Annotated in this window: 17 protein-coding genes and 2 rRNA genes; 7 read left to right on the top strand and 12 right to left on the bottom strand. The window is 43.8% G+C overall.

The genetic code is table 11. From position 1 onward, the window contains the following. Window positions 1-65: 65 nt before the first annotated feature. Window positions 66-2957 (bottom strand): 23S ribosomal RNA (locus QPX86_RS00190). Window positions 2958-3304: 347 nt separating this feature from the next. Further along, a 16S ribosomal RNA gene (locus QPX86_RS00185) occupies window positions 3305-4849 on the bottom strand. The 16S and 23S rRNA genes sit together here, the layout of an rRNA operon. A gap of 604 nt (window positions 4850-5453) precedes the next feature. Here QPX86_RS00185 and QPX86_RS00180 point away from each other — a divergent pair. Further along, window positions 5454-6005: a gamma carbonic anhydrase family protein gene (locus QPX86_RS00180; RefSeq protein ID WP_220754354.1), complete on the top strand. Its 552-nt coding sequence runs from the start codon at window positions 5454-5456 to the stop codon at window positions 6003-6005. Between the two features lie 14 nt (window positions 6006-6019). Here the strand turns inward: QPX86_RS00180 and QPX86_RS00175 are convergent, their stop codons facing one another. Genes QPX86_RS00175 through QPX86_RS00160 form a run of 4 tightly spaced genes read right to left on the bottom strand, consistent with a single transcriptional unit; the run spans window position 6020 to window position 9804 of the window. After that, a complete protein-coding gene (locus QPX86_RS00175; RefSeq protein WP_220754355.1) occupies window positions 6020-6280 on the bottom strand; it encodes a DUF1488 family protein in 261 nt (86 codons plus the stop codon). 11 nt (window positions 6281-6291) lie between these two features. Continuing rightward, a complete protein-coding gene (aroE, locus tag QPX86_RS00170) occupies window positions 6292-7107 on the bottom strand; it encodes a shikimate dehydrogenase (protein ID WP_220754356.1) in 816 nt (271 codons plus the stop codon). A 40-nt stretch (window positions 7108-7147) separates the two neighbouring features. Further along, window positions 7148-8362: an amidohydrolase family protein gene (locus QPX86_RS00165; protein ID WP_220754428.1), complete on the bottom strand. Its 1215-nt coding sequence runs from the start codon at window positions 8360-8362 to the stop codon at window positions 7148-7150. Between the two features lie 47 nt (window positions 8363-8409). Next, the gene (locus QPX86_RS00160) at window positions 8410-9804 is read right to left on the bottom strand and encodes an amidohydrolase (RefSeq protein WP_220754357.1); all 1395 of its coding nucleotides are present in this window, start codon (window positions 9802-9804) and stop codon (window positions 8410-8412) included. Window positions 9805-10008: 204 nt separating this feature from the next. On the opposite strand from QPX86_RS00160, the gene QPX86_RS00155 reads away from it, so the two are divergent. Further along, window positions 10009-10446 (top strand): group II truncated hemoglobin, encoded by a 438-nt coding sequence (locus QPX86_RS00155; protein ID WP_220754358.1) that lies wholly within the window; start codon window positions 10009-10011, stop codon window positions 10444-10446. On the opposite strand, the gene hemF is transcribed toward QPX86_RS00155, so the two are convergent. The 6 genes from hemF to QPX86_RS00125 form a co-directional block, all read right to left on the bottom strand. After that, window positions 10443-11363, bottom strand: a complete 921-nt coding sequence (hemF, locus tag QPX86_RS00150; protein ID WP_285163799.1) for an oxygen-dependent coproporphyrinogen oxidase — start codon at window positions 11361-11363, stop codon at window positions 10443-10445. The genes QPX86_RS00155 and hemF overlap by 4 nt on opposite strands. A gap of 10 nt (window positions 11364-11373) precedes the next feature. Beyond that, window positions 11374-11940 (bottom strand): L-threonylcarbamoyladenylate synthase, encoded by a 567-nt coding sequence (locus tag QPX86_RS00145; RefSeq protein ID WP_220754360.1) that lies wholly within the window; start codon window positions 11938-11940, stop codon window positions 11374-11376. A 93-nt stretch (window positions 11941-12033) separates the two neighbouring features. Continuing rightward, window positions 12034-12597: a DNA topoisomerase family protein gene (locus QPX86_RS00140; protein ID WP_220754361.1), complete on the bottom strand. Its 564-nt coding sequence runs from the start codon at window positions 12595-12597 to the stop codon at window positions 12034-12036. Between the two features lie 136 nt (window positions 12598-12733). Then, window positions 12734-13207: a DUF494 family protein gene (locus tag QPX86_RS00135; protein ID WP_220754362.1), complete on the bottom strand. Its 474-nt coding sequence runs from the start codon at window positions 13205-13207 to the stop codon at window positions 12734-12736. Between the two features lie 4 nt (window positions 13208-13211). Further along, window positions 13212-14108, bottom strand: a complete 897-nt coding sequence (gene dprA / locus QPX86_RS00130; RefSeq protein WP_456115064.1) for a DNA-processing protein DprA — start codon at window positions 14106-14108, stop codon at window positions 13212-13214. Between the two features lie 200 nt (window positions 14109-14308). Then, window positions 14309-15403 carry a LysM peptidoglycan-binding domain-containing protein gene (locus tag QPX86_RS00125; protein ID WP_285163798.1) on the bottom strand — a complete coding sequence of 365 codons (1095 nt, stop codon included), beginning with the start codon at window positions 15401-15403 and terminating at the stop codon, window positions 14309-14311. A gap of 135 nt (window positions 15404-15538) precedes the next feature. On the opposite strand from QPX86_RS00125, the gene def reads away from it, so the two are divergent. Genes def through QPX86_RS00100 form a run of 5 tightly spaced genes read left to right on the top strand, consistent with a single transcriptional unit; the run spans window position 15539 to window position 21206 of the window. Continuing rightward, window positions 15539-16051, top strand: coding sequence for a peptide deformylase (gene def, locus QPX86_RS00120; RefSeq protein ID WP_220754364.1), 513 nt, complete (start codon window positions 15539-15541; stop codon window positions 16049-16051). Window positions 16052-16059: 8 nt separating this feature from the next. Further along, window positions 16060-17034 carry a methionyl-tRNA formyltransferase gene (fmt, locus tag QPX86_RS00115; RefSeq protein WP_285163797.1) on the top strand — a complete coding sequence of 325 codons (975 nt, stop codon included), beginning with the start codon at window positions 16060-16062 and terminating at the stop codon, window positions 17032-17034. After that, a complete protein-coding gene (gene rsmB, locus QPX86_RS00110) occupies window positions 17034-18317 on the top strand; it encodes a 16S rRNA (cytosine(967)-C(5))-methyltransferase RsmB (protein WP_285163796.1) in 1284 nt (427 codons plus the stop codon). Before fmt ends, rsmB begins: the two co-directional genes overlap by 1 nt. 30 nt (window positions 18318-18347) lie before the next feature. Beyond that, window positions 18348-19757, top strand: a complete 1410-nt coding sequence (gene trkA / locus QPX86_RS00105) for a Trk system potassium transporter TrkA (protein WP_285163795.1) — start codon at window positions 18348-18350, stop codon at window positions 19755-19757. A gap of 6 nt (window positions 19758-19763) precedes the next feature. Continuing rightward, window positions 19764-21206, top strand: a complete 1443-nt coding sequence (locus QPX86_RS00100; protein ID WP_285163794.1) for a TrkH family potassium uptake protein — start codon at window positions 19764-19766, stop codon at window positions 21204-21206. The last annotated feature ends 125 nt before the right edge of the window (window positions 21207-21331 follow it).

The raw sequence follows: 21331 nt of genomic DNA, 5'->3' as shown, positions 1-21331 counted from the left end.
TTACCTTTAACAGTAAGTAATAAATCTAGTTACCATCAACTCAGATAAAAACTCATCTGGGTTGTATGGTTAAGCCTCACGAGTCATTAGTACAGGTTAGCTCAACGCCTCACAACGCTTACACACCCTGCCTATCAACGTCCTAGTCTCGAACGGCTCTTTAGAGGAATTAAATTCCTAGGGATGACTCATCTTAGGACTCGCTTCCCGCTTAGATGCTTTCAGCGGTTATCGATTCCGAACGTAGCTACCGGGCAATGCTATTGGCATAACAACCCGAACACCAGCGGTTCGTCCACTCCGGTCCTCTCGTACTAGGAGCAGCTTCCTTCAATCATCCAACGCCCACGGCAGATAGGGACCGAACTGTCTCACGACGTTCTGAACCCAGCTCGCGTACCACTTTAAATGGCGAACAGCCATACCCTTGGGACCGACTTCAGCCCCAGGATGTGATGAGCCGACATCGAGGTGCCAAACACCGCCGTCGATATGAACTCTTGGGCGGTATCAGCCTGTTATCCCCGGAGTACCTTTTATCCGTTGAGCGATGGCCCTTCCATACAGAACCACCGGATCACTATGACCTACTTTCGTACCTGCTCGACGTGTATGTCTCGCAGTTAAGCTGGCTTATGCCATTGCACTAACCGTACGATGTCCGACCGTACTTAGCCAACCTTCGTGCTCCTCCGTTACTCTTTGGGAGGAGACCGCCCCAGTCAAACTACCCACCAGGCACTGTCCCGAACCCCGATAAGGGGCCGCGGTTAGAACATCAAAACTACAAGGGTGGTATTTCAAGATTGACTCCACTCCATCTAGCGACGAAGCTTCAAAGTCTCCCACCTATCCTACACATGTAGGTTCAATGTTCAGTGCCAAGCTATAGTAAAGGTTCACGGGGTCTTTCCGTCTAGCCGCGGGTATACGGCATCTTCACCGCAATTTCAACTTCACTGAGTCTCGGCTGGAGACAGCGTGGCCATCATTACGCCATTCGTGCAGGTCGGAACTTACCCGACAAGGAATTTCGCTACCTTAGGACCGTTATAGTTACGGCCGCCGTTTACTTGGGCTTCGATCATGAGCTTCTCCGAAGATAACCCAATCAATTAACCTTCAAGCACCGGGCAGGCGTCATACCGTATACGTCATCTTGCGATTTTGCACAGTACTGTGTTTTTGATAAACAGTTGCAGCCACCTGGTATCTGCGACTCCCAGCAGCTTAGAGAGCAAGTCTCATCACCGCCAGGAGCGTACCTTCTCCCGAAGTTACGGTACCATTTTGCCTAGTTCCTTCAGCCGAGTTCTCTCAAGCGCCTTGGTATTCTCTACCCGACCACCTGTGTCGGTTTGGGGTACGATTCCTACTAACCTGAAGCTTAGAAGATTTTCCTGGAAGCATGGCATCAACTACTTCATCCCCTTGGGGACTCGTCATCAACTCTCAGCCTAGTGTTCACCCGGATTTGCCTAAGTGAACAGCCTACAGTCTTAAACGCGGACAACCAACGCCGCGCTAGCCTAGCCTTCTCCGTCTCTCCATCGCAGTTAGCAAAAGTACAGGAATATTGACCTGTTTCCCATCGACTACGCCTTTCGGCCTCGCCTTAGGGGTCGACTCACCCTGCCCCGATTAACGTTGGACAGGAACCCTTGGTCTTTCGGCGTGGGGGTTTTTCACCCCCATTATCGTTACTCATGTCAGCATTCGCACTTCTGATACGTCCAGTGTGGGTTACCCCTTCACCTTCAACCGCTTACAGAACGCTCCTCTACCGCTTGCTCCTAAGAGCAAACCCATAGCTTCGGTGTATTGCTTAGCCCCGTTAAATCTTCCGCGCAGGCCGACTCGACTAGTGAGCTATTACGCTTTCTTTAAATGATGGCTGCTTCTAAGCCAACATCCTAGCTGTCTAAGCCTTCCCACATCGTTTCCCACTTAGCAATAACTTTGGGACCTTAGCTGATGGTCTGGGTTGTTTCCCTTTTGACGACGGACGTTAGCACCCGCCGTCTGTCTCCCGAGTAGTACTCACTGGTATTCGGAGTTTGCAAAGGGTTGGTAAGTCGGGATGACCCCCTAGCCTTAACAGTGCTCTACCCCCAGTGGTATTCGCTCGAGGCGCTACCTAAATAGCTTTCGAGGAGAACCAGATATCTCCGAGTTTGATTGGCCTTTCACCCCCAGCCACAAGTCATCCGCTAATTTTTCAACATTAGTCGGTTCGGTCCTCCAGTTGATGTTACTCAACCTTCAACCTGCCCATGGCTAGATCACTCGGTTTCGGGTCTACACCTTGCAACTAAACGCGCAGTTAACACTCGGTTTCCCTACGGCTCCGCTATTCGCTTAACCTCGCTACAAAATGTAAGTCGCTGACCCATTATACAAAAGGTACGCAGTCACGGTCTCAAGAACCGCTCCCACTGCTTGTACGTACACGGTTTCAGGTTCTATTTCACTCCCCTCACAGGGGTTCTTTTCGCCTTTCCCTCACGGTACTGGTTCACTATCGGTCAGTCAGGAGTATTTAGCCTTGGAGGATGGTCCCCCCATATTCAAACAGGATGTCACGTGTCCCGCCTTACTCGATTTCATCTATGGTTAGTTTTCATGTACGGGGCTATCACCCTGTGCCGCTGTGCTTTCCAACACATTCCACTAACACCCCATAGACTTAAGGGCTAATCCCCGTTCGCTCGCCGCTACTAGGGGAATCTCGGTTGATTTCTTTTCCTCTGGGTACTTAGATGTTTCAGTTCCCCAGGTTCGCCTCATAACGCTATGTATTCACGTTATGATGACCACTTATGTGGCCGGGTTTCCCCATTCGGACATCGTTAGCTCAAATGCTTGTTACTAGCTCGCCAACGCTTTTCGCAAGTTACTACGTCCTTCATCGCCTCTGACTGCCAAGGCATCCACCGTATACGCTTAGTCACTTAACCATACAACCCAAATAAGTTTCAAAAGAAACTCAAGTTGTACCGTAACTAGCTGGTTTATTACTAATTTGCATCTCTTACGAGTACACAAATTCGCCTTAGTTTTTAGAATATTCAAGACACTTAATAAAGTGTTTTGAGAACTCAATGTATTACTGAAAAGGGATTAACTTCTCAATAATACGATTTGTATTAATTAACATGACAGACTCATGCAATTAAATACTATCAGCTTTCCAAATTGTTAAAGAACAATGCTAACCGGCTTGCGGCGCATTTCGCTCAACTCCATAAAGGAGTAACAAGCAATCTGTGTGAACACTCAACAAACATCAAGTTAGTCGTATAGGTAAGGAGGTGATCCAGCCCCAGGTTCCCCTAGGGCTACCTTGTTACGACTTCACCCCAGTCATGAACCACACCGTGGTAAACGTCCCCCCGAAGGTTAGACTATCTACTTCTGGTGCAGCCCACTCCCATGGTGTGACGGGCGGTGTGTACAAGGCCCGGGAACGTATTCACCGTAGCATTCTGATCTACGATTACTAGCGATTCCGACTTCATGGAGTCGAGTTGCAGACTCCAATCCGGACTACGACGTACTTTGTGAGATTAGCTAGACCTTGCGGCTTTGCAACCCTCTGTATACGCCATTGTAGCACGTGTGTAGCCCTACTCGTAAGGGCCATGATGACTTGACGTCGTCCCCACCTTCCTCCGGTTTATCACCGGCAGTCTCCCTAGAGTTCCCACCATAACGTGCTGGCAAATAAGGATAGGGGTTGCGCTCGTTGCGGGACTTAACCCAACATTTCACAACACGAGCTGACGACAGCCATGCAGCACCTGTCTCAGAGTTCCCGAAGGCACCAATCCATCTCTGGAAAGTTCTCTGGATGTCAAGAGTAGGTAAGGTTCTTCGCGTTGCATCGAATTAAACCACATGCTCCACCGCTTGTGCGGGCCCCCGTCAATTCATTTGAGTTTTAACCTTGCGGCCGTACTCCCCAGGCGGTCTACTTAATGCGTTAGCTTGGGAGCCCAGTGCTCAAGGCACCAAACTCCGAGTAGACATCGTTTACGGCGTGGACTACCAGGGTATCTAATCCTGTTTGCTCCCCACGCTTTCGTACATGAGCGTCAGTCTTTGTCCAGGGGGCCGCCTTCGCCACCGGTATTCCTTCAGATCTCTACGCATTTCACCGCTACACCTGAAATTCTACCCCCCTCTACAAGACTCTAGTTCACCAGTTCCAAATGCAATTCCCAGGTTGAGCCCGGGGATTTCACATCTGGCTTAATGAACCGCCTGCGTACGCTTTACGCCCAGTAATTCCGATTAACGCTTGGACCCCTCGTATTACCGCGGCTGCTGGCACGAAGTTAGCCGGTCCTTCTTCTGTAGGTAACGTCACAGCAGTTGTTTATTAAACAACTGCCTTTCCTCCCTACTGAAAGTGCTTTACAACCCTAGGGCCTTCTTCACACACGCGGCATGGCTGCATCAGGGTTTCCCCCATTGTGCAATATTCCCCACTGCTGCCTCCCGTAGGAGTCTGGGCCGTGTCTCAGTCCCAGTGTGGCTGATCATCCTCTCAGAACAGCTAGGGATCGTCGCCTTGGTAAGCCATTACCTTACCAACTAGCTAATCCCACCTAGGTTCATCCAATCGCGAAAGGCCCGAAGGTCCCCTCCTTTCCCCCGTAGGGCGTATGCGGTATTAGCAGTCGTTTCCAACTGTTATCCCCCTCGACTGGGCAGATCCCTAGGCATTACTCACCCGTCCGCCGCTCGTCAGCAAAGAAAGCAAGCTTTCTTCCTGTTACCGCTCGACTTGCATGTGTTAGGCCTGCCGCCAGCGTTCAATCTGAGCCATGATCAAACTCTTCAATTAAAGTTTTTTTGAAACATTCACTCTTATAAATAAAAGAGAAGTTTCGGCTCAATGAATTCTGATTACATTATGCAGACTCGGAAGAATCTACATCCTGTTTGTTACATATTGCTATGAACACTCATCGTTACATTGATAATAATTTTGATTGCCACCTAAGTGACAATTTCGATTAACTCAACACCTGTGAGTGTCCACACAGATTTACTTGTTTGATTGTTAAAGAGCGTGATATCAATTTTTCAGATATCGCCGTTAGACGCTAGGTCGTTGGCTTGAGGAGGCGTATTTTACACTTCCCGTTGTTGGCGTCAAGCGTTTTTTTAAACTAATTTAAAAACTCTTTTCTGCCCGTTAATTATGAAGTTTAAAAGCTTCTTAATTAACACTGATGCGTTGAGCCTATTGGCCTGCCGCCGTGTCAGTGGATGCGCATTATAGGGAGATTCTGAAACACCGCAAGGGCTTTTTTGAAGATTATTCACTTTTAAGGTTCGCTTGCTGAGATTTTAAACTAATCAGCTATTTTTTATGCTTTTTTAGCAGCAAAGCAGCCCTTTTAGGCCTTATACTTAACCTAATTACATTAATCAGGGATTTTTATATGTTTAGCTCAATTCGTTCTTATCAGGGAATTCATCCTACTTTAGCTGATAATGTCTATGTAGATAGTGCAGCAGTAATCGTTGGTGATATCACATTAGATCATGATGCGAGTATTTGGCCAATGGTTGCAGCTCGTGGTGATGTCAATGTCATAAAGATTGGTAAACGCAGCAATGTTCAGGATGGTTCGGTATTACATGTAACTCGTAAATCACCTTCTAACCCAGAAGGAAATCCATTACTAATTGGTGATGATGTTACGATTGGTCATAAAGCTATGCTTCATGGATGCAGTGTGGGTAATCGCGTTCTCGTTGGTATGGGTGCAATCATTCTTGATGGCGCGGTAATTGAAGATGATGTGATTTTAGGTGCTGGCTCATTGGTTCCACCAGGTAAGATATTACAAAGCGGCTATTTATATGTTGGCAGTCCTTGTAAACAAGTACGCCCATTAACAGAAAAAGAACTCGCTTTCTTGCCCCAATCTGCTGACAACTATGTACGATTAAAAAACGAGTACCTCGTTGACTTGCAGCAGTCGAGCTAATTTACACTCAATCATTAGACATGAATTAAGCCTTGCTCATCGAATGATTCTGATTCGATGAGTATTTCAGCTAAATCCTCTATATCAAATCGAACAAGTTCAAACGCTGCAATTGCTTGTTGTTCATTTTGAATGTTCATCGATGCCATCTTTTCTAGAGTAGCAAGGCTAATTATACACGTCACACTCATACCTTGTACCTGAACAATTAAGGACAGCTGTTTGCTTGCTTGATCCCATTCAACTATATCTGTAAAGATAATACTTTGATTCATACTGCTAACCTTTAAGACAATTGACCACGTAGAGTGTCATGCACCACTTGAGTCTTTGGCATGACTCCACGCCAGATACTAAAGCTCTGTGCAGCTTGCCCAACTAACATTCCTAGACCATCAGCAACTTGATTCGCACCTTGAGATAAGGCCCATTGATTAAACAAGGTCACTTCGGCGCCGTAAGACATGTCGTAACATTGAGTGGCTGAATTAATAATACTTGGAGGTAAGGCAATGAGTTCTCCAGCTAGGCCAGCTGAAGTTGAATTTATAATAAGATCGAAAGGCGAATCTAACTCATCAATTGATTTCGCAGTAACATCACCAAACTCTATAAATAATTCAGCAAGGTTTTGCGCTTTACTATAAGTACGATTACAAATAGTCAGCTTTACACCCGCTTGCAGTAACGGTTTAATACAACCTCTCGCTGCACCACCGGCACCTACAAGTAATAGCCGTTTACCAGCAATTTCGCCAAAGTGCTGTATTACATCGGTTACTAAACCTACGCCATCAGTATTGTCGCCACGAATACGGCCATCAGGTAAATAGATAAGGGTATTTACTGCACCAGCAAGCTTAGCTAAATCACTTAGCTCATCACAAGCTGTAAAGGCTTGCTCTTTAAAAGGCGCAGTTACATTAGCGCCTTTGCCACCAGCAGTAAAAAAAGCCATTAATGATTGAGAGAATTGATCCACCGGCGCAAGAATTGCTTGATAGCTCATCGTTTGCTGAGTTTGTTTAGCAAACTCTGTATGAATATATGGCGATTTACTTTGTGCGATTGGATTGCCAAATACAGCATACTTATCGGTCATCAATATTCTCTCTTTCATCTATAGTTTGTTAGCTCATGCCTTACTTTGTGTAAGCCTGCGGCATTGAGGATTTGGTCATATAGCGGTCACGCAATACATCTTGACGGCTTTCAGTGCTTTGCTCTTCACCGCCAATCCACATTTTCTCAATATGGCTACTGTACTCAAACGGATCGCCACTCCACAGTACGATATCTGCTGGCATTCCAACAGCTATACGCCCAGCATCAAGGTGAAAGGTATCTGCAACATTACTGGTTATCGACGCCATAGCTTCTTGATAATCCATACCATTTGCAACGGCATTACCCGCACTGTAGCGTAAAGCATAATTACCATGAGCATCACCAGGTGTTGCGAGCACCACTTTGACGCCAGCTTTACTTAATTTGCCTGCGTTATCCAGCGAATTATGCAAAGAGTCAAAACTTTCAGGTAAGTTTCTCAGTGCGTCCATCACAACAGGAATACCCGCTTTAGCAATTTCATCAGCCAGTGTGATCGCATCAGCAGCTTCAAGTAATACCAAATCAATGTTAAATCGCTGCTTAAGTTTAATCAGCTGCAGAATATCACTGCCGCGATCAGCATATGCGATTAATGGCTTATCACCACTGAGTACAGCATTAATGATTAACTCTTCTTTAGTTGGATCTTTAGCTGCGTCTTTATCGGACTTTTTGCTTTTTGCCTTAGTAAGTGCTTTTTGACGCTCATCCAATTTATTAATTAGATTTTGCATACCAATAATACGCGAACCGTCATGCTTAGCGCCTAATGACACAAACAATGCTTGCTCGGTTGCAATCACACTGTCCCAATCGCCAGTTAGTGTGACTTCAATTGTTTGTCCCGAAAAGATAGTTTCACCACCACCTGGTGCCACAATATTACGGGTTATCCCACCTTTCCTCGCAAAAGGTATCGCTACGCTTTTTGGATTAAAAGCTAAGCTTGGATCAAAGGTCATATCAGCGGCTTTATCGTTAGTGTCGCGCGTCATTTTCTCTTGGCTCACTTCAACCAGGCCTAGTGAGTTCATCGCACCAATAAAACCTGGGGTTAAAATGCCGCCTTTAGCGTCAATAATCGTGTCGGCAGTCACAACCTCAGGATTTACCTGAATAATTTTACCATCTTCAATAATGACTGATGCATTGGTCAGCACGCCTTGATCTGTCGAGGTATAAATTTTAGCGTTAGTTACCGCCAAGGTGTCTGCTTGAACTATTGCTGGCAATAAACCTGCAAGCATTGAGATAGCAACGAGTGAATAATTAAAATGTTTCAATGTCTTGCTCCTTATTGTTGGCCTAGCATAAAGTCACTTTTTGCTCGATAAGCATCATCTTGTCTATCGAACACTTTAGCCCCGTCGATGAATACTTTATTTACCTGAGCATAAACGCTAAATGGATTGCTATTCCAGATAACTACATCAGCATTTTTACCCACTTCAAGGGAACCGGTTTTATCAGCAATACCTAGAGACTTGGCAGCATTAGAGGTGATCCAGCTGATAACATGCTCTTCAGTTAACTCAAACCCATGTTGATTGGCGCTATACATGATTTTGGCTGTTTCTTGGTTTAAACGTTGAATTGTGCTGCTTGAGTCTGAATGCACCACAGCACAAGAGTTTTTAACCGCATCAACCATTGCTACATTTTCAACGATCATATCGTTGGCTTCCATTTTAAAGCCCCACCAATCTGGCCACATGGCTGCACAATTACCATTTTCGGCAAGTAGATCAGCAATTTTATAGCCTTCAATGGCATGATGGAACGTACCAGAGTGGTAGTTAAATTCTTTGCCTAAGTCCACCATCATCGCCATTTCTTCGGCTTTATAACAATGGTTATGAATTAAGATCTCCCCTTCTAATACACTTTTCAGTGTGTCTTTGGTTAAATCCCGCTCTGGCGCTTGTGGATTTAAACCAGCAGCATAGTCTGACTCATATTTATCCCATGCACGCTTGTATTCTGTAGCTTCGATAAAAGCTTGGCGATAACCAGCCATATTGCCCATTCTCGTCATAGGAGCAACTTTTTGCCCCCTACCATAAGCCCCTTTAGGGTTCTCACCACAGGCCATTTTTAGACCATATGGCGCATCAGGAAATTTCATTGCCTGCATGGTCGTCGCAGGGGTATTTTTTAACGTAACACCACGGCCACCAATTAAGTTGGCTGAGCCAGGAAGAATTTGTAGTGTAGTCACCCCGCCTTCACGAGCGCGGTTAAATGCAGGATCTTGTGGCCAAACACTATGTTCAGCCCAGACTTCTGCTGTATTTGGGTTGGTCACTTCATTGCCGTCATTATGGGCATCAGCGCCAGGGCTTGGGTAAACACCTAAATGTGAGTGCACATCAATAATACCAGGAGTAATCCACATATCTGTTGCATCAACAACTGTAGCACCAGCAATTAACTCACCAGCAAGCTGAGCGCCTAGCGCTTTGATTTTTCCATCAATCATTAATACATCAGCTTGCTCAAGCTTTTCGCCTGTACCAGTGAGCACGGTTGCATTCGTTAATAAAGTTGAGTTACGTGGCAGAGCCTGATAAGTGCTCGGATAAGGATTTTTGTTGATAGTGACTTGTGGATCTTGCTGTTGTGTTTGATTACACCCCAGCAAAGCAACTGATATCGCAATGACCGTAAGAGACGGTGCGAATTTGGACATGTCTTACTCCCTGTTATTATTGTTTTTAATCTAACTCTAATAATTTAACGGGGTTATGAAAGGAAATACAGTCAATGTGTGAATAGATTTGTAGCAAAACATTAACAAATTGGATTTTATGGTTTTATCTTTGTGTGCACCAAGCTATAAAATGTCGCTATAATCATCAAAATAGCAATGAACTCTAATTAGCAGCATTTAATAATGAATTGGTTTAAAAAGATTTTTGCAACTAAGCAACAGCAAGATGATAGAGATCCCTCTCAGTCCAATGCCTATGATTTAATTGGTGGTGAGAAAACAATTCGCTTGATTGCTCATTGTTTTTATCAGCAAATGCAACAACGCACTGACACCCAAAGTTTACTGGCCATTCATCGAGCACCGATTGCTGACTCCGAACAGAAACTATTTGAATTTTTAAGTGGTTGGTTAGGTGGGCCGCAGTTGTACCATCAGAAATACGGCCATCCCGCTTTAAGAGCAAGGCATATGCCATTCGCTATTGATCAAACGATGGTGGATCAATGGTTAACCTGTATGGAACAAGCTATTATTCAGGCAATAAAAAAGCCTGAACATCGACAAGTGATATTTCAGGCCATTTCAACTCTCGCCAATAATATGCGAAATAAAGATTAACTCTCGAGTTTTAACCAGTCTTGTGGCTTAAGGTAACGCTCGTATAATTCAGCTTCTTGAGAGTCTTCCTCTGGCGTAAAGCCATACTCCCAACGTACTAGCGGTGGCATCGACATCAATATTGACTCGGTGCGCCCTCCTGTTTGTAGGCCAAACAATGTGCCTCGGTCATAAACCAAGTTAAATTCAACATAGCGTCCGCGGCGGTATAACTGAAACTGGCGTTCATCATCGTTATATTCAAGCTCTTTGTTACGCTCTACAATTGGCGCATAAGCATTTAAGAATCCGCTTCCCACTGCTTGCATAAATTCAAAGCTTTTTTCAAAACCATGCTCATTGAGATCATCAAAGAATAAGCCACCAACACCACGAGTTTCATTACGATGTGGTAAGAAAAAGTATTCATCACACCATTTCTTATATTTAGGATAAACATCTTCACCAAATGGTGCACAAATGTCTGCAGCAGTTTGATGCCAAGAAACAACATCTTCCTCGAAAGGATAATAAGGAGTTAAGTCAAACCCTCCGCCAAACCACCAAACAGGATCGGCACCATCTTTATGGGCAATAAAAAATCGCACATTCGCATGTGTCGTCGGAATAAATGGATTATTAGGATGAATAACTAATGAAACGCCCATAGCTTCAAAACTACGGCCAGCTAATTCAGGTCGATGCGCTGTAGCCGAAGCAGGCATGGCAGCGCCCATCACATGAGAAAAATTAACCCCAGCTTGTTCGAACACTTTACCTTTGGTTAATACTCTACTGGTTCCACCTCCGCCTTCAGCACGCTCCCATGACTCGGCTTGAAAAGTTGCTTTACCATCCAAGGCTTCAAGGCCTGCACAAATGCTTGCTTGAAGTGATAACAAATATTGTTTTACTACTGAGGCATCAGGTAGTGCCATATCAAAATCCTTATTGTCCATTACGTAATATTTTACCACTACGGGCATCAATAATTGTCGAAGGCTGGCGTTGTGAACCTAATTCACCCACGACCAGCGCTGTAATATCGTTAGAGAAAGTATGCTCAATTTCAGCAGCAGACATCGCGGGATCATGACCCGCAATATTGGCACTGCTTGATACAAAAGGCTTGTTAACGGTATCGCATAAAGCTCTGACTACAGGGTGCGAAGAAACACGCACGGCAATTGAGTCAAACTCGCCACATAGAAGTTTACTTACACCCGCTTTAATTGGCATAACAAAGGTAAAAGGGCCCGGCCATTTGCTGAATGCAAAAGCGAGTTGGGCTTCAGATAATTGGGACTCGTCGATATAAGGCTTAAGTTGCTGATAGTCACTGGCAACTAAAATTAAGCCTTTTTGCCAAGGTCGCTGCTTTATATCCAGCAATTTTTGAATAGCAGCAAGATTATCAGGATCACACCCAAGGCCATAAACCGCCTCTGTGGGGTAGGCTATAACGCCTCCTTCAACAAACACCTTGTTAATTTCAGATGGCTGCAACCGCTGCATGAAATACCCTTTAACCTTTTTAAATTAATGGCAAATTATACAGACAATACAGATATGAACAAATACTGATATACATTCAGCTAAATGAAAATATTAAAGCGGACGCTTATATTTACAAGATTTTTGAGGACATTCTAAACGGCTACCAGCAGCACCTTTTCGTTCAACCAAAATGCCGAAGTCACATTCAGGACAGATCTCGTTATGTGGCGGGTAGTTCACTAAATATTTGCACTTAGGGTAACTGCTGCAAGCAAAAAAAGTTTTACCATAACGGCTAGTACGCGACTCAAGGTGGCCCTTTTTACAATGTGGGCAGGTTATCTCTTCCGCTTCTGCATCATGATCATGTTTTTCGATATGAGAGCAAGCTGGATAATTAGTGCAGCCAATAAAAATCCCAAATCGACCAGACTTTACAGCGAGCTCATTACCACATTCCGGGCATTCAGAACCTTCAATAACTTGTGTCTCTATTGACTCGTGTTGCACTAGCGGTCGGGTAAAATCACAAGTCGGATAATTATTACAACCAACAAAGCCACCATGTTTGCTATTTTTAACCGACAATTCGCAGCCACACTTAGGGCAGAGCTCAAACTCTTTTTCTAAAGCATGCTCGTGAGCGCTAAATAACTGCTGATCAATTTTAGACATGTGACTCTCAATTAAGATGTAAGACCGAAGCTGAGTTCTGCCTTTCATTTGTTGTATAGAATATAGTAGCAAAAATGAAGATCAAAAAAGGAGGCCTAGCCTCCTTTTTAATCACTTTGTCATAAATAGTGAAACCTTAAGAATGTAAACGGCCATCAGGCTGTTCAAAAATAAGATCTTCCATTTGTTCATAAGCTGATTCGTTACCTGGTACATTAAACAGCACCATCAACACCACCCATTTTAAATCTTCCAAGATTAAGGAGGTTTCGTCTAACGCCATTACACGCTCGATGACCATTTCACGCGTTTCAACAGTCAACACTTGGATTTGCTCTAAAAACAAAATAAAGCCGCGGCTTTCTACATCCAACTTAGCCATTTCGTCTTTGGTATAAATACGAAATGAATGCTGAGCATGATTACACAAGTAAGGCTTATCGCTTTCTTGTAAATCAGCTAAACGCTCTAGCCACGATAAGGCTTTTAAAATGTCAGCTTGATGAAAACCCGCACGGGTTAGCTCTTTAGTAAGTTCATCTTCATCAACTAATAGTTCAACTTCACTATGAACATAGTTCTCAAAAAGATACATGAGGATATCAAACATATGGTTATCTCCTCTCTAGTCTGACGTAACCACCAGGCACTTGCGTAACCCAGCCCTGTAATTCAAGTTCAAGCATTTCTACTAACACCAGATCTATCGACTTCCCGCTATGCTCGACTACCGTGTCTATACTAGTAGTCTCATAACCTACACTAGCTAACAGCGCAGAAAATGGCAAATTTGTTGTATTATCTTCTATATGGTGACGATTAGCGACATCTTCAAGGTGAAAGCTTGTCAATGTGGACAATTCTTCAACAACATCTGCAGCACACTCTACTAATTTCGCCCCATTTTTTAACAAATCATGGCAACCCTGACTGTATCCACCAGCAACAGAACCCGGCACAGCGAACACTTCACGGTTTTGCTCCATGGCTAACCTTGCAGTGATTAATGACCCACTCTTGCGTGTTGCTTCGACTACAATACTGCCAAGAGATAAACCACTTATGATTCGATTGCGCTTGGGGAAGTTACCAGCAAAAGGGCCTATTTTAGGCCAGTATTCACTGACAACACAGCCTGACTGTTGAATCTGCTGATATAAATTACTGTGTCTTTTGGGATAGATACAATCAACTCCAGTACCCAATACGGCAACCGTCGTGCCGTTATTGCCTAATGCCGCTTTATGAGCAGCACCATCTATACCCGTTGCCATACCACTGGTTATCGAAAAACCTAATTGTACCAGCTCCGCAGCCAATGCATTGGCCGTATTCAAACCGCCTACGGATGCATTTCGACTTCCCACCATACCAACAGAAGGCAACAGTAAGCTTTCTAACTGACCTTTCACGAAAAGTACTGAGGGAGGATCTGAGATTTGCTTCAATAATGCAGGATATTGGGATCGGAAAGGCACAGGATATGGTGGTTGGAGGATTGTTGTTGCCATTCAAGCGCGGCATCAACTTTGTCAAAGTCTATCTGACATTGTGAAAGCAGCTTTGCCGATAGCGGCAAAGACTGCTTTTCGAACTCTAAACGTTGCCTTAATTCCTCAACATCCATTTGAGTCAGCAATTGTTGAATCCGAGCGGGTCCTAGCCCGGATACTGCACAAACAACTAGCCAGTCGACCAGTTTATCAGATATTTATTCGCCTCTTAAGTCAGTACTTTTGGGCGTGACCAATTTGTCATCAACACGCACAGGACGTTCATTTGCAACAATAATAGCCATACTGGTTTTTTCAAAGACTTTGAATACCATTAATTTACCGTGATAAACATCAGGCATCATGTAAACATCATCATCTGACACTTTAGCTTTCATACGGTCATAAGCACTACGTTCAAGTGTTGATACAGGCATACCATCACCATTAATAACTATTTGCTCACCATTACGATAGATTGAAAAAACATGTCCAGTCTCAATATTGTCTTGCTCACCTTTATCTAAGTAAACAATATCCAACTTACCAACTTCACGAATGTCCTTTTCTATAGCAATGACATTTGCTGGTACACCTTCTGGCGCAGCCTTGGGGATGAAATAGGCAGACATCAACGCTTCATCTTCTACAGGTGCAACTTTAAAGCCAGCTTTTGATTCACGTAAATTACTTAACAGTTGAACCTTAGAAATGTCGCCAGACTCAGTCACACGGCCACTTGCAGTTAAAATAATTTCTTGGCCTAAAGTATCACTGGTTTCCTTATCAAGAAATTCACGCCCCTCTTGATACACTGCTAACTTTTGCCCTACGGGTAAATTCGCATTGATATATACAATATCATTCATCACATGGTGACGAGAATTTCTCTCACCATCCAAAATCATTGGTAAACCCTCAAACCACTCAGGATCCACAACGCGGTTCTGGACTAAATACGGTTGAATTAAAGCAAGATCAATAGCTGGAATTGGGCCACCTTTGGCACTAATACGCCCTTCTGGTCCTTTTTTGATATGCTGTTTTAATACCAAGCGAGGTTCACCATCGATAAATACGAGAGTTAATCTATCGCCAGGATAAATAAGATGTGGATTCGCAATCTGTGGATTTGCGCCCCATAATTTAGGCCAACGCCAAGGATCATCTAAAAAGAAAGCTGAGATATCCCAGAGGGTATCACCTTTCTTAACGATATATGAGTCAGGGTGACCTGACTTTAATGTTAATGTATCTGCATTAACTAACAGTGTACTAAGTGTCAAAAACGCGAGTAAAAATATCCGTTTCATGGTTCATTCCATGTGTTTAGCTCTTTATTAGAGCTTTTGCTGTTATTGATGGTCAGTAAGGATTAAAATTAACCCATTAACTTAGTCAGTATAGCTAACTGGCTGAAATTTGACAGACTTGTTAAGAGTTTATATATGCCATTATTAAAAGTTTTACGCTTTCCAGACGAAAGATTACGTACTGTAGCCAAGCCAGTAACCGATTTCGGCGAAGGACTACAAACCCAAATAGATAACATGTTAGAAACAATGTATGAAGAAAAAGGCATTGGTTTAGCGGCAACCCAAGTGGATTTCCATCAACAATTGATAGTGATGGACTTACAAGACGAGGTAGATCGTCCAACAATTTTCATTAATCCTGAAATTATTGCTAAAAGCGGCGATTTCACAAATGAAGAAGGTTGTTTATCGGTTCCTGGTATTTATGCCAAAGTTGATCGCTCTGAATTTGTCACTTTGAAAGCGTTAGACCGTAACGGTGAAGAATTCACAGTTGAAGCGGACGAGTTATTTGCTATCTGTCTTCAGCATGAAATGGATCATCTACAAGGTAAGCTTTTCGTTGATTACTTATCAAAGATGAAACGTGACCGCATTAAGAAAAAGCTTGAGAAAGAAGCACGTTTAGAAGCTAAAGAAGCATAGGACTCCATTTGAAACCGTTAAATATTATCTTTGCTGGTACCCCTGACTTTGCAGCTTTACACCTGCAAGCCCTTATCGACTCCGAACATAATGTGGTTGCGGTATACTCGCAACCAGATAGACCTGCAGGTCGAGGCAAAAAGCTCCAAGCAAGCCCAGTTAAGCAGTTGGCTGTTGCTAATGACATTCCTGTTTATCAGCCACCTTCGCTTCGCAAAGAGGAAGCTCAAACTGAGCTTGCCTCTTTAAATGCCGATATTATGGTGGTTGTGGCTTATGGGTTAATCCTGCCAAAGATAGTATTAGACACTCCTCGCTTAGGTTGCATTAACGTCCATGGTTCTATTTTGCCTAGATGGCGAGGCGCCGCACCTATTCAACGTGCTTTATGGGCCGGTGATAGTGAAACTGGTGTGACGATTATGCAAATGGACATCGGTCTAGATACCGGTGACATGCTGTTAAAAACCTCATTAAAAATTGAAGATACTGATACTTCAGCCACTTTATACAGCAAACTTGCTGAGCAAGGTCCTGCTGCGCTCATAGAAGCATTAGTGGGTATTAGTGATGGCTCAATCATCCCAGAAGTACAAGATGAAGCGTTAGCTAATTACGCTGAAAAATTGTCAAAAGAAGAAGCGCAAATCGATTGGAGCAAGGACGCTAAACTGCTCTGGCAAGAAATTCGCGCGTTCAATCCTTGGCCAGCAAGTCACTTTTCACTGCAAGGAAATACTATCAAGGTTTGGCAAGCGAATTACTCTGCCGAGCAAACTAATGCAGCCCCGGGAACGATTATTGAAAGTAATAAGCAAGGCGTCACTGTTGCGACAGGTAACGGCACGCTGCAGCTGCAAGTTATGCAACTACCAGGCAAGAAGCAAATGCCTGTGGCAGATATTTTAAATTCTCGCGCAGAATGGTTTGCTAAAGGCACCTGCTTTATTAGCGCTGATGAACACAAAGAGGCACAAGCTTAATGAATGTTAGAGCCCTTGCTGCAAGAGCCATTTTCAATGTGTTAGAAAAAGGTATCTCGCTATCAGTTGCCCTGCCTGATCAACAACAGCACTTAGAAAACGGTAAGGATAAAGCGCTATTAGCTGAGCTTTGTTATGGCGTAATGCGCCAATTACCGCAATTAGACAAGTGCGTTAGTGACTGTTTAAGTAAGCCATTTAAAGGCAAACAACGAGTATTGCACCAATTACTTTTAGTCGGTTGCTACCAACTCTACTTCACTCGTATTCCTGCTCATGCCGCGATTTCAGAAACGGCCGAAGCCTGTCGACAAATGAAATTTGATGGTCTTGTCAAAGTCATCAATGGTGTTTTGCGCAACATTCAGCGCAAAGATGCACCATTAAATACAGACAATGACACGTTAAAATACAACACACCAGCTTGGTTTATAAAGCGCCTTAAAAGTGCTTACCCAGCAAACTGGGCTGAAATCATTGAGCAAAGCCATCAACGTCCTCCGATGTGGTTGCGTAACAATCAATTATCGCAAACCCGCGATAGTTACTTAAGCCAACTTGCTGAACAAGACATTGAAGCAACGGCTGGTGATAGTGATGATGCTATTTTATTAGCTGCGCCAAAAGATGTCATGCAATTACCCGGCTTTGCTGAAGGTTCTGCATCAGTTCAAGATGGAGCAGCTCAATGGGCCGCAACCTTATTAGCCCCTCAGGCAAATGAGCAAGTTCTTGATGCTTGCGCAGCACCTGGCGGTAAAACCTGTCACACCATCGAGTGTGAGGCTAGTATTTCAATGGTAGCCGTTGATTTTGATGCTAAACGTTTAGAGCGAGTGCAACAAAATCTGGACAGATTAAATTTAAAAGCGCAAGTTATTCATGGTGATGCAGCCGATATTGATAGTTGGTGGCAAGGTGATAAGTTTGACCGCATTCTATTAGATGCACCTTGCTCAGCAACTGGCGTTATCCGTCGCCACCCCGATATTAAATGGTTACGTAAAAACAGCGATATTGAAGAACTAGCTCTACTACAACAGCAAATCATTGATCATTGCTGGAAATGGCTAAAACCAGGCGGCACCATGCTATATGCGACCTGCTCGATTCTGCCCCAAGAGAATAGTCAGCAAATAGAACAGTTTTTACAGCGCACACCCGATGCGACATTAGTACCGATTGCTCAGCAATCGTCAGCTGACGACATTGGATGGCAAATCCTACCCGGTCAAAACAATATGGATGGCTTTTATTACGCCCGCTTAGTTAAAGCGGATTAAGCGTGTTATAGCAGGGATACCAGCACAGTAATGAAGATTATTATTTTAGGCGCAGGACAAGTTGGCGGTACACTCGCTGAAAACCTTGTTGGCGAGAACAACGATATTACCCTTGTTGATAATGACCGAACTCGGGTTAAATATTTACAAGATAAGTTCGACTTGCAGACAGTTATTGGCCACGGTGCGCATCCAAGTACCTTGAAAAAAGCCGGCGCAGAAGATGCAGACATGCTCATTGCTGTGACCAATAGCGACGAATGTAATATGGCGGCATGCCATATTGCTTATAGTTTATTTGGCACACCAACCAAAATTGCTCGTATCCGCTCGGAAGCCTATTTAGACCTTCAAGAAAAGCTCTTCATCAATACCGAAGTAAAAAGCAGTGATGTTAAAACCCGTGGTGGTTTTGTTATTGATGAACTCATCGCACCTGAACAGCTGGTCACATCCTACATTGAACGCTTAGTGCAGTACCCAGGCGCGTTACAGGTGCTTCAGTTTGCCCGTGGAAAACTTAGTTTAGTTGCTGTAAAAGCCTATTATGGTGGCCCATTAGTGGGTAACGCTCTGGCTGCACTTCGTGAACACATGCCTAACATTGATACCCGCGTTGCGGCTATTTTCCGTAAAGGTAAAGCAATTATGCCTCGCGGCACCACCATTATTGAAGCAGATGATGAAGTCTTCTTTGTTGCTGATACTCGCCACGTTCGCGCGGTAATGAGTGAGATGCAAAAGCTTGATAATTCTTACCGAAATATCATGATTGCAGGTGGTGGTAACATTGGTTTTGGTTTAGCCAAACGTTTGCAAAAGAATCATTCAGTCAAGTTAATTGAGCACAGCCTCGAGCGGGCTGAAAGCCTGTCTGAAAAACTCGAAAACTGCACCGTGTTTAATGGTGACGCTTCTGATCAGGAACTGTTACTTGAAGAGCACATAGATCAAACCGATGTATTTATTGCCGTCACCAATGATGACGAAGCCAATATTATGTCTGCACTGCTAGCAAAACGTATGGGCGCCAAAAAGGTCATGGTGCTTATTCAACGAGAGGCCTATGTGGATATTGTCCAAGAAGCCAATATTGATATCGCCATTTCTCCTCAGCAAACCACAATCTCTGCTTTACTAACTCATATTCGCCAAGGCGATATCTGTAACGTATATTCATTACGACGTGGCGCTGCTGAAGCGATTGAAGCCATTGCTCACGGTAACTCATCGACGTCTAAAGTTGTCGGTAAGCAAATCAGTGATATCAAACTACCACCAGGGACGACCATCGGTGCAATTGTGCGAAATGATGAAGTGATCATGGGCCACGATAAAACCATTATCGAAGAAGGAGATCATGTGATTTTATTCTTAGTAAACAAGAAATTTATTGGCGATGTAGAAAAGCTATTCCAACCGAGTGCGTTTTTCTTCTAGCGACCCATGCTAAATTTAAAGCCGCTGCTATTTGTCGTTGGTATATTTTTATCAATTCTCACCGGTTTCATGCTGGTGCCAATGGCTTTTGCGCTTTTTTACCACGAAGAAACCATCGGTGACTTTATGATGTCCGGGTTGTTTACCGGGTTAGTCGCCATTCTTTGTATTCAAACTGGGCGAACGAAACACGTTAGCCTCAACATTCGTGATATGTTTTTTCTCACCACCATCACCTGGTTAATTGTCAGTTTATTTGCAGCATTACCCTTTACGCTTTATCACGGTATCAACTATACCGACGCCTTTTTTGAAACTATGTCTGGCATTACGACTACTGGTTCAACCGTGTTGTCGGGGCTTGATGACATGGACCACAGCATATTAATTTGGCGCTCATTATTACAATGGCTCGGCGGTATTGGTTTTATCGTCATGGCAGTGGCTATTTTGCCCTTTCTCAATGTCGGTGGTATGCGCTTATTTCGCACAGAATCTTCCGACTGGGGAGATAAAACTACCCCTCGTACCCAACATATGGCTAAACACCTATTCAAAGTCTATGTGTTACTTACTATCATTTGTGCTTTGGCTTATCACATGTCGGGAATGCATTGTTTTGAAGCGATTAATCATGCAATGACCACCCTTTCAACGGGCGGTTATTCAACTTCCGACAGTTCAATGTCTTCATTTACCCCTACTGCGCACTGGGTAGGTGTTTTATTTATGGCGGCTGGTGGATTACCTTTATTAATGTTCGTTCAGGCGATTCAACAGCGCTCATTTAAAGTGTGGAACGATGAGCAAGTAAAAGGCTTCATTAAGTTTATTGCGTTTGCCTCTATTGGCCTTGGCACTTGGTTATGGCTAAAGTCCGATATGGATTACCTAGATGCATTGAGGCTTTCTAGCTTCAATGTCGTTTCAGTCGTAACAACAACGGGGTATGGTCTGACGGATTACCAAGCATGGGGAGCATTCGCTAGCCTAGCGTTTTTATTTCTGATGTTTGTTGGTAGTTGCTCAGGCTCGACATCTGGTGGCATAAAAATATTCCGCTTTCAGATATCCATAAAGGTCATGTACCAACAACTAACTCAACAGTTTCACCCACAAGCCGTAATTAAAAAACGCTATAACAGTCGCACTATCGATAACGATATCATTCGTTCAATAATGGCATTTATTATGTTATTCCTACTGGTGATTTTATTACTGACAGCCATCTTAGTGTTAACGGGTTTAGATGCTATCACCAGTATTACTGGCGCTATCACCGCTGTAACGAATGTCGGGCCAGGATTGGGGCCTGTTATCGGCCCTGCAGGAAACTTTTCTAGCTTGCCGGATATTGCGAAATGGGCTTTAGCCTTTGGGATGTTATTAGGCAGACTTGAGATAATTACTGTAGCAGTGCTATTTGCGCCCAAGTTCTGGAAATACTAGCTTTGGAAGTACTAGTTTTGGAAATACTAACGTTTCGATATTCACGCTTTAAGTAACAGTGTCAGTGGTATTATCAACTACTTTTTTATTTATTTCAGGCAATAAAAAGGTGACGCCTTTATAGC

Origin of the sequence: Shewanella goraebulensis, from assembly GCF_030252245.1 — a bacterium.
Lineage (GTDB): Bacteria > Pseudomonadota > Gammaproteobacteria > Enterobacterales > Shewanellaceae > Shewanella > Shewanella goraebulensis.
Note: the sequence above shows the minus strand (reverse complement) of the source record. Positions and strands in the feature narration are given on the sequence as shown.

What these genes read in the sequence shown, in the direction of transcription:
- QPX86_RS00180 (WP_220754354.1), top strand. Translation starts at nt 5,454, where the DNA reads ATGTTTAGCTCAATTCGTTCTTATCAGGGAATTCATCCTACTTTAGCT.
- QPX86_RS00175 (WP_220754355.1), bottom strand. Translation starts at nt 6,280, where the DNA reads ATGAATCAAAGTATTATCTTTACAGATATAGTTGAATGGGATCAAGCA.
- aroE (WP_220754356.1), bottom strand. Translation starts at nt 7,107, where the DNA reads ATGACCGATAAGTATGCTGTATTTGGCAATCCAATCGCACAAAGTAAA.
- QPX86_RS00165 (WP_220754428.1), bottom strand. Translation starts at nt 8,362, where the DNA reads ATGCTTGCAGGTTTATTGCCAGCAATAGTTCAAGCAGACACCTTGGCG.
- QPX86_RS00160 (WP_220754357.1), bottom strand. Translation starts at nt 9,804, where the DNA reads ATGTCCAAATTCGCACCGTCTCTTACGGTCATTGCGATATCAGTTGCT.
- QPX86_RS00155 (WP_220754358.1), top strand. Translation starts at nt 10,009, where the DNA reads ATGAATTGGTTTAAAAAGATTTTTGCAACTAAGCAACAGCAAGATGAT.
- hemF (WP_285163799.1), bottom strand. Translation starts at nt 11,363, where the DNA reads ATGGCACTACCTGATGCCTCAGTAGTAAAACAATATTTGTTATCACTT.
- QPX86_RS00145 (WP_220754360.1), bottom strand. Translation starts at nt 11,940, where the DNA reads ATGCAGCGGTTGCAGCCATCTGAAATTAACAAGGTGTTTGTTGAAGGA.
- QPX86_RS00140 (WP_220754361.1), bottom strand. Translation starts at nt 12,597, where the DNA reads ATGTCTAAAATTGATCAGCAGTTATTTAGCGCTCACGAGCATGCTTTA.
- QPX86_RS00135 (WP_220754362.1), bottom strand. Translation starts at nt 13,207, where the DNA reads ATGTTTGATATCCTCATGTATCTTTTTGAGAACTATGTTCATAGTGAA.
- dprA (WP_456115064.1), bottom strand. Translation starts at nt 14,108, where the DNA reads ATGGCAACAACAATCCTCCAACCACCATATCCTGTGCCTTTCCGATCC.
- QPX86_RS00125 (WP_285163798.1), bottom strand. Translation starts at nt 15,403, where the DNA reads ATGAAACGGATATTTTTACTCGCGTTTTTGACACTTAGTACACTGTTA.
- def (WP_220754364.1), top strand. Translation starts at nt 15,539, where the DNA reads ATGCCATTATTAAAAGTTTTACGCTTTCCAGACGAAAGATTACGTACT.
- rsmB (WP_285163796.1), top strand. Translation starts at nt 17,034, where the DNA reads ATGAATGTTAGAGCCCTTGCTGCAAGAGCCATTTTCAATGTGTTAGAA.
- trkA (WP_285163795.1), top strand. Translation starts at nt 18,348, where the DNA reads ATGAAGATTATTATTTTAGGCGCAGGACAAGTTGGCGGTACACTCGCT.
- QPX86_RS00100 (WP_285163794.1), top strand. Translation starts at nt 19,764, where the DNA reads ATGCTAAATTTAAAGCCGCTGCTATTTGTCGTTGGTATATTTTTATCA.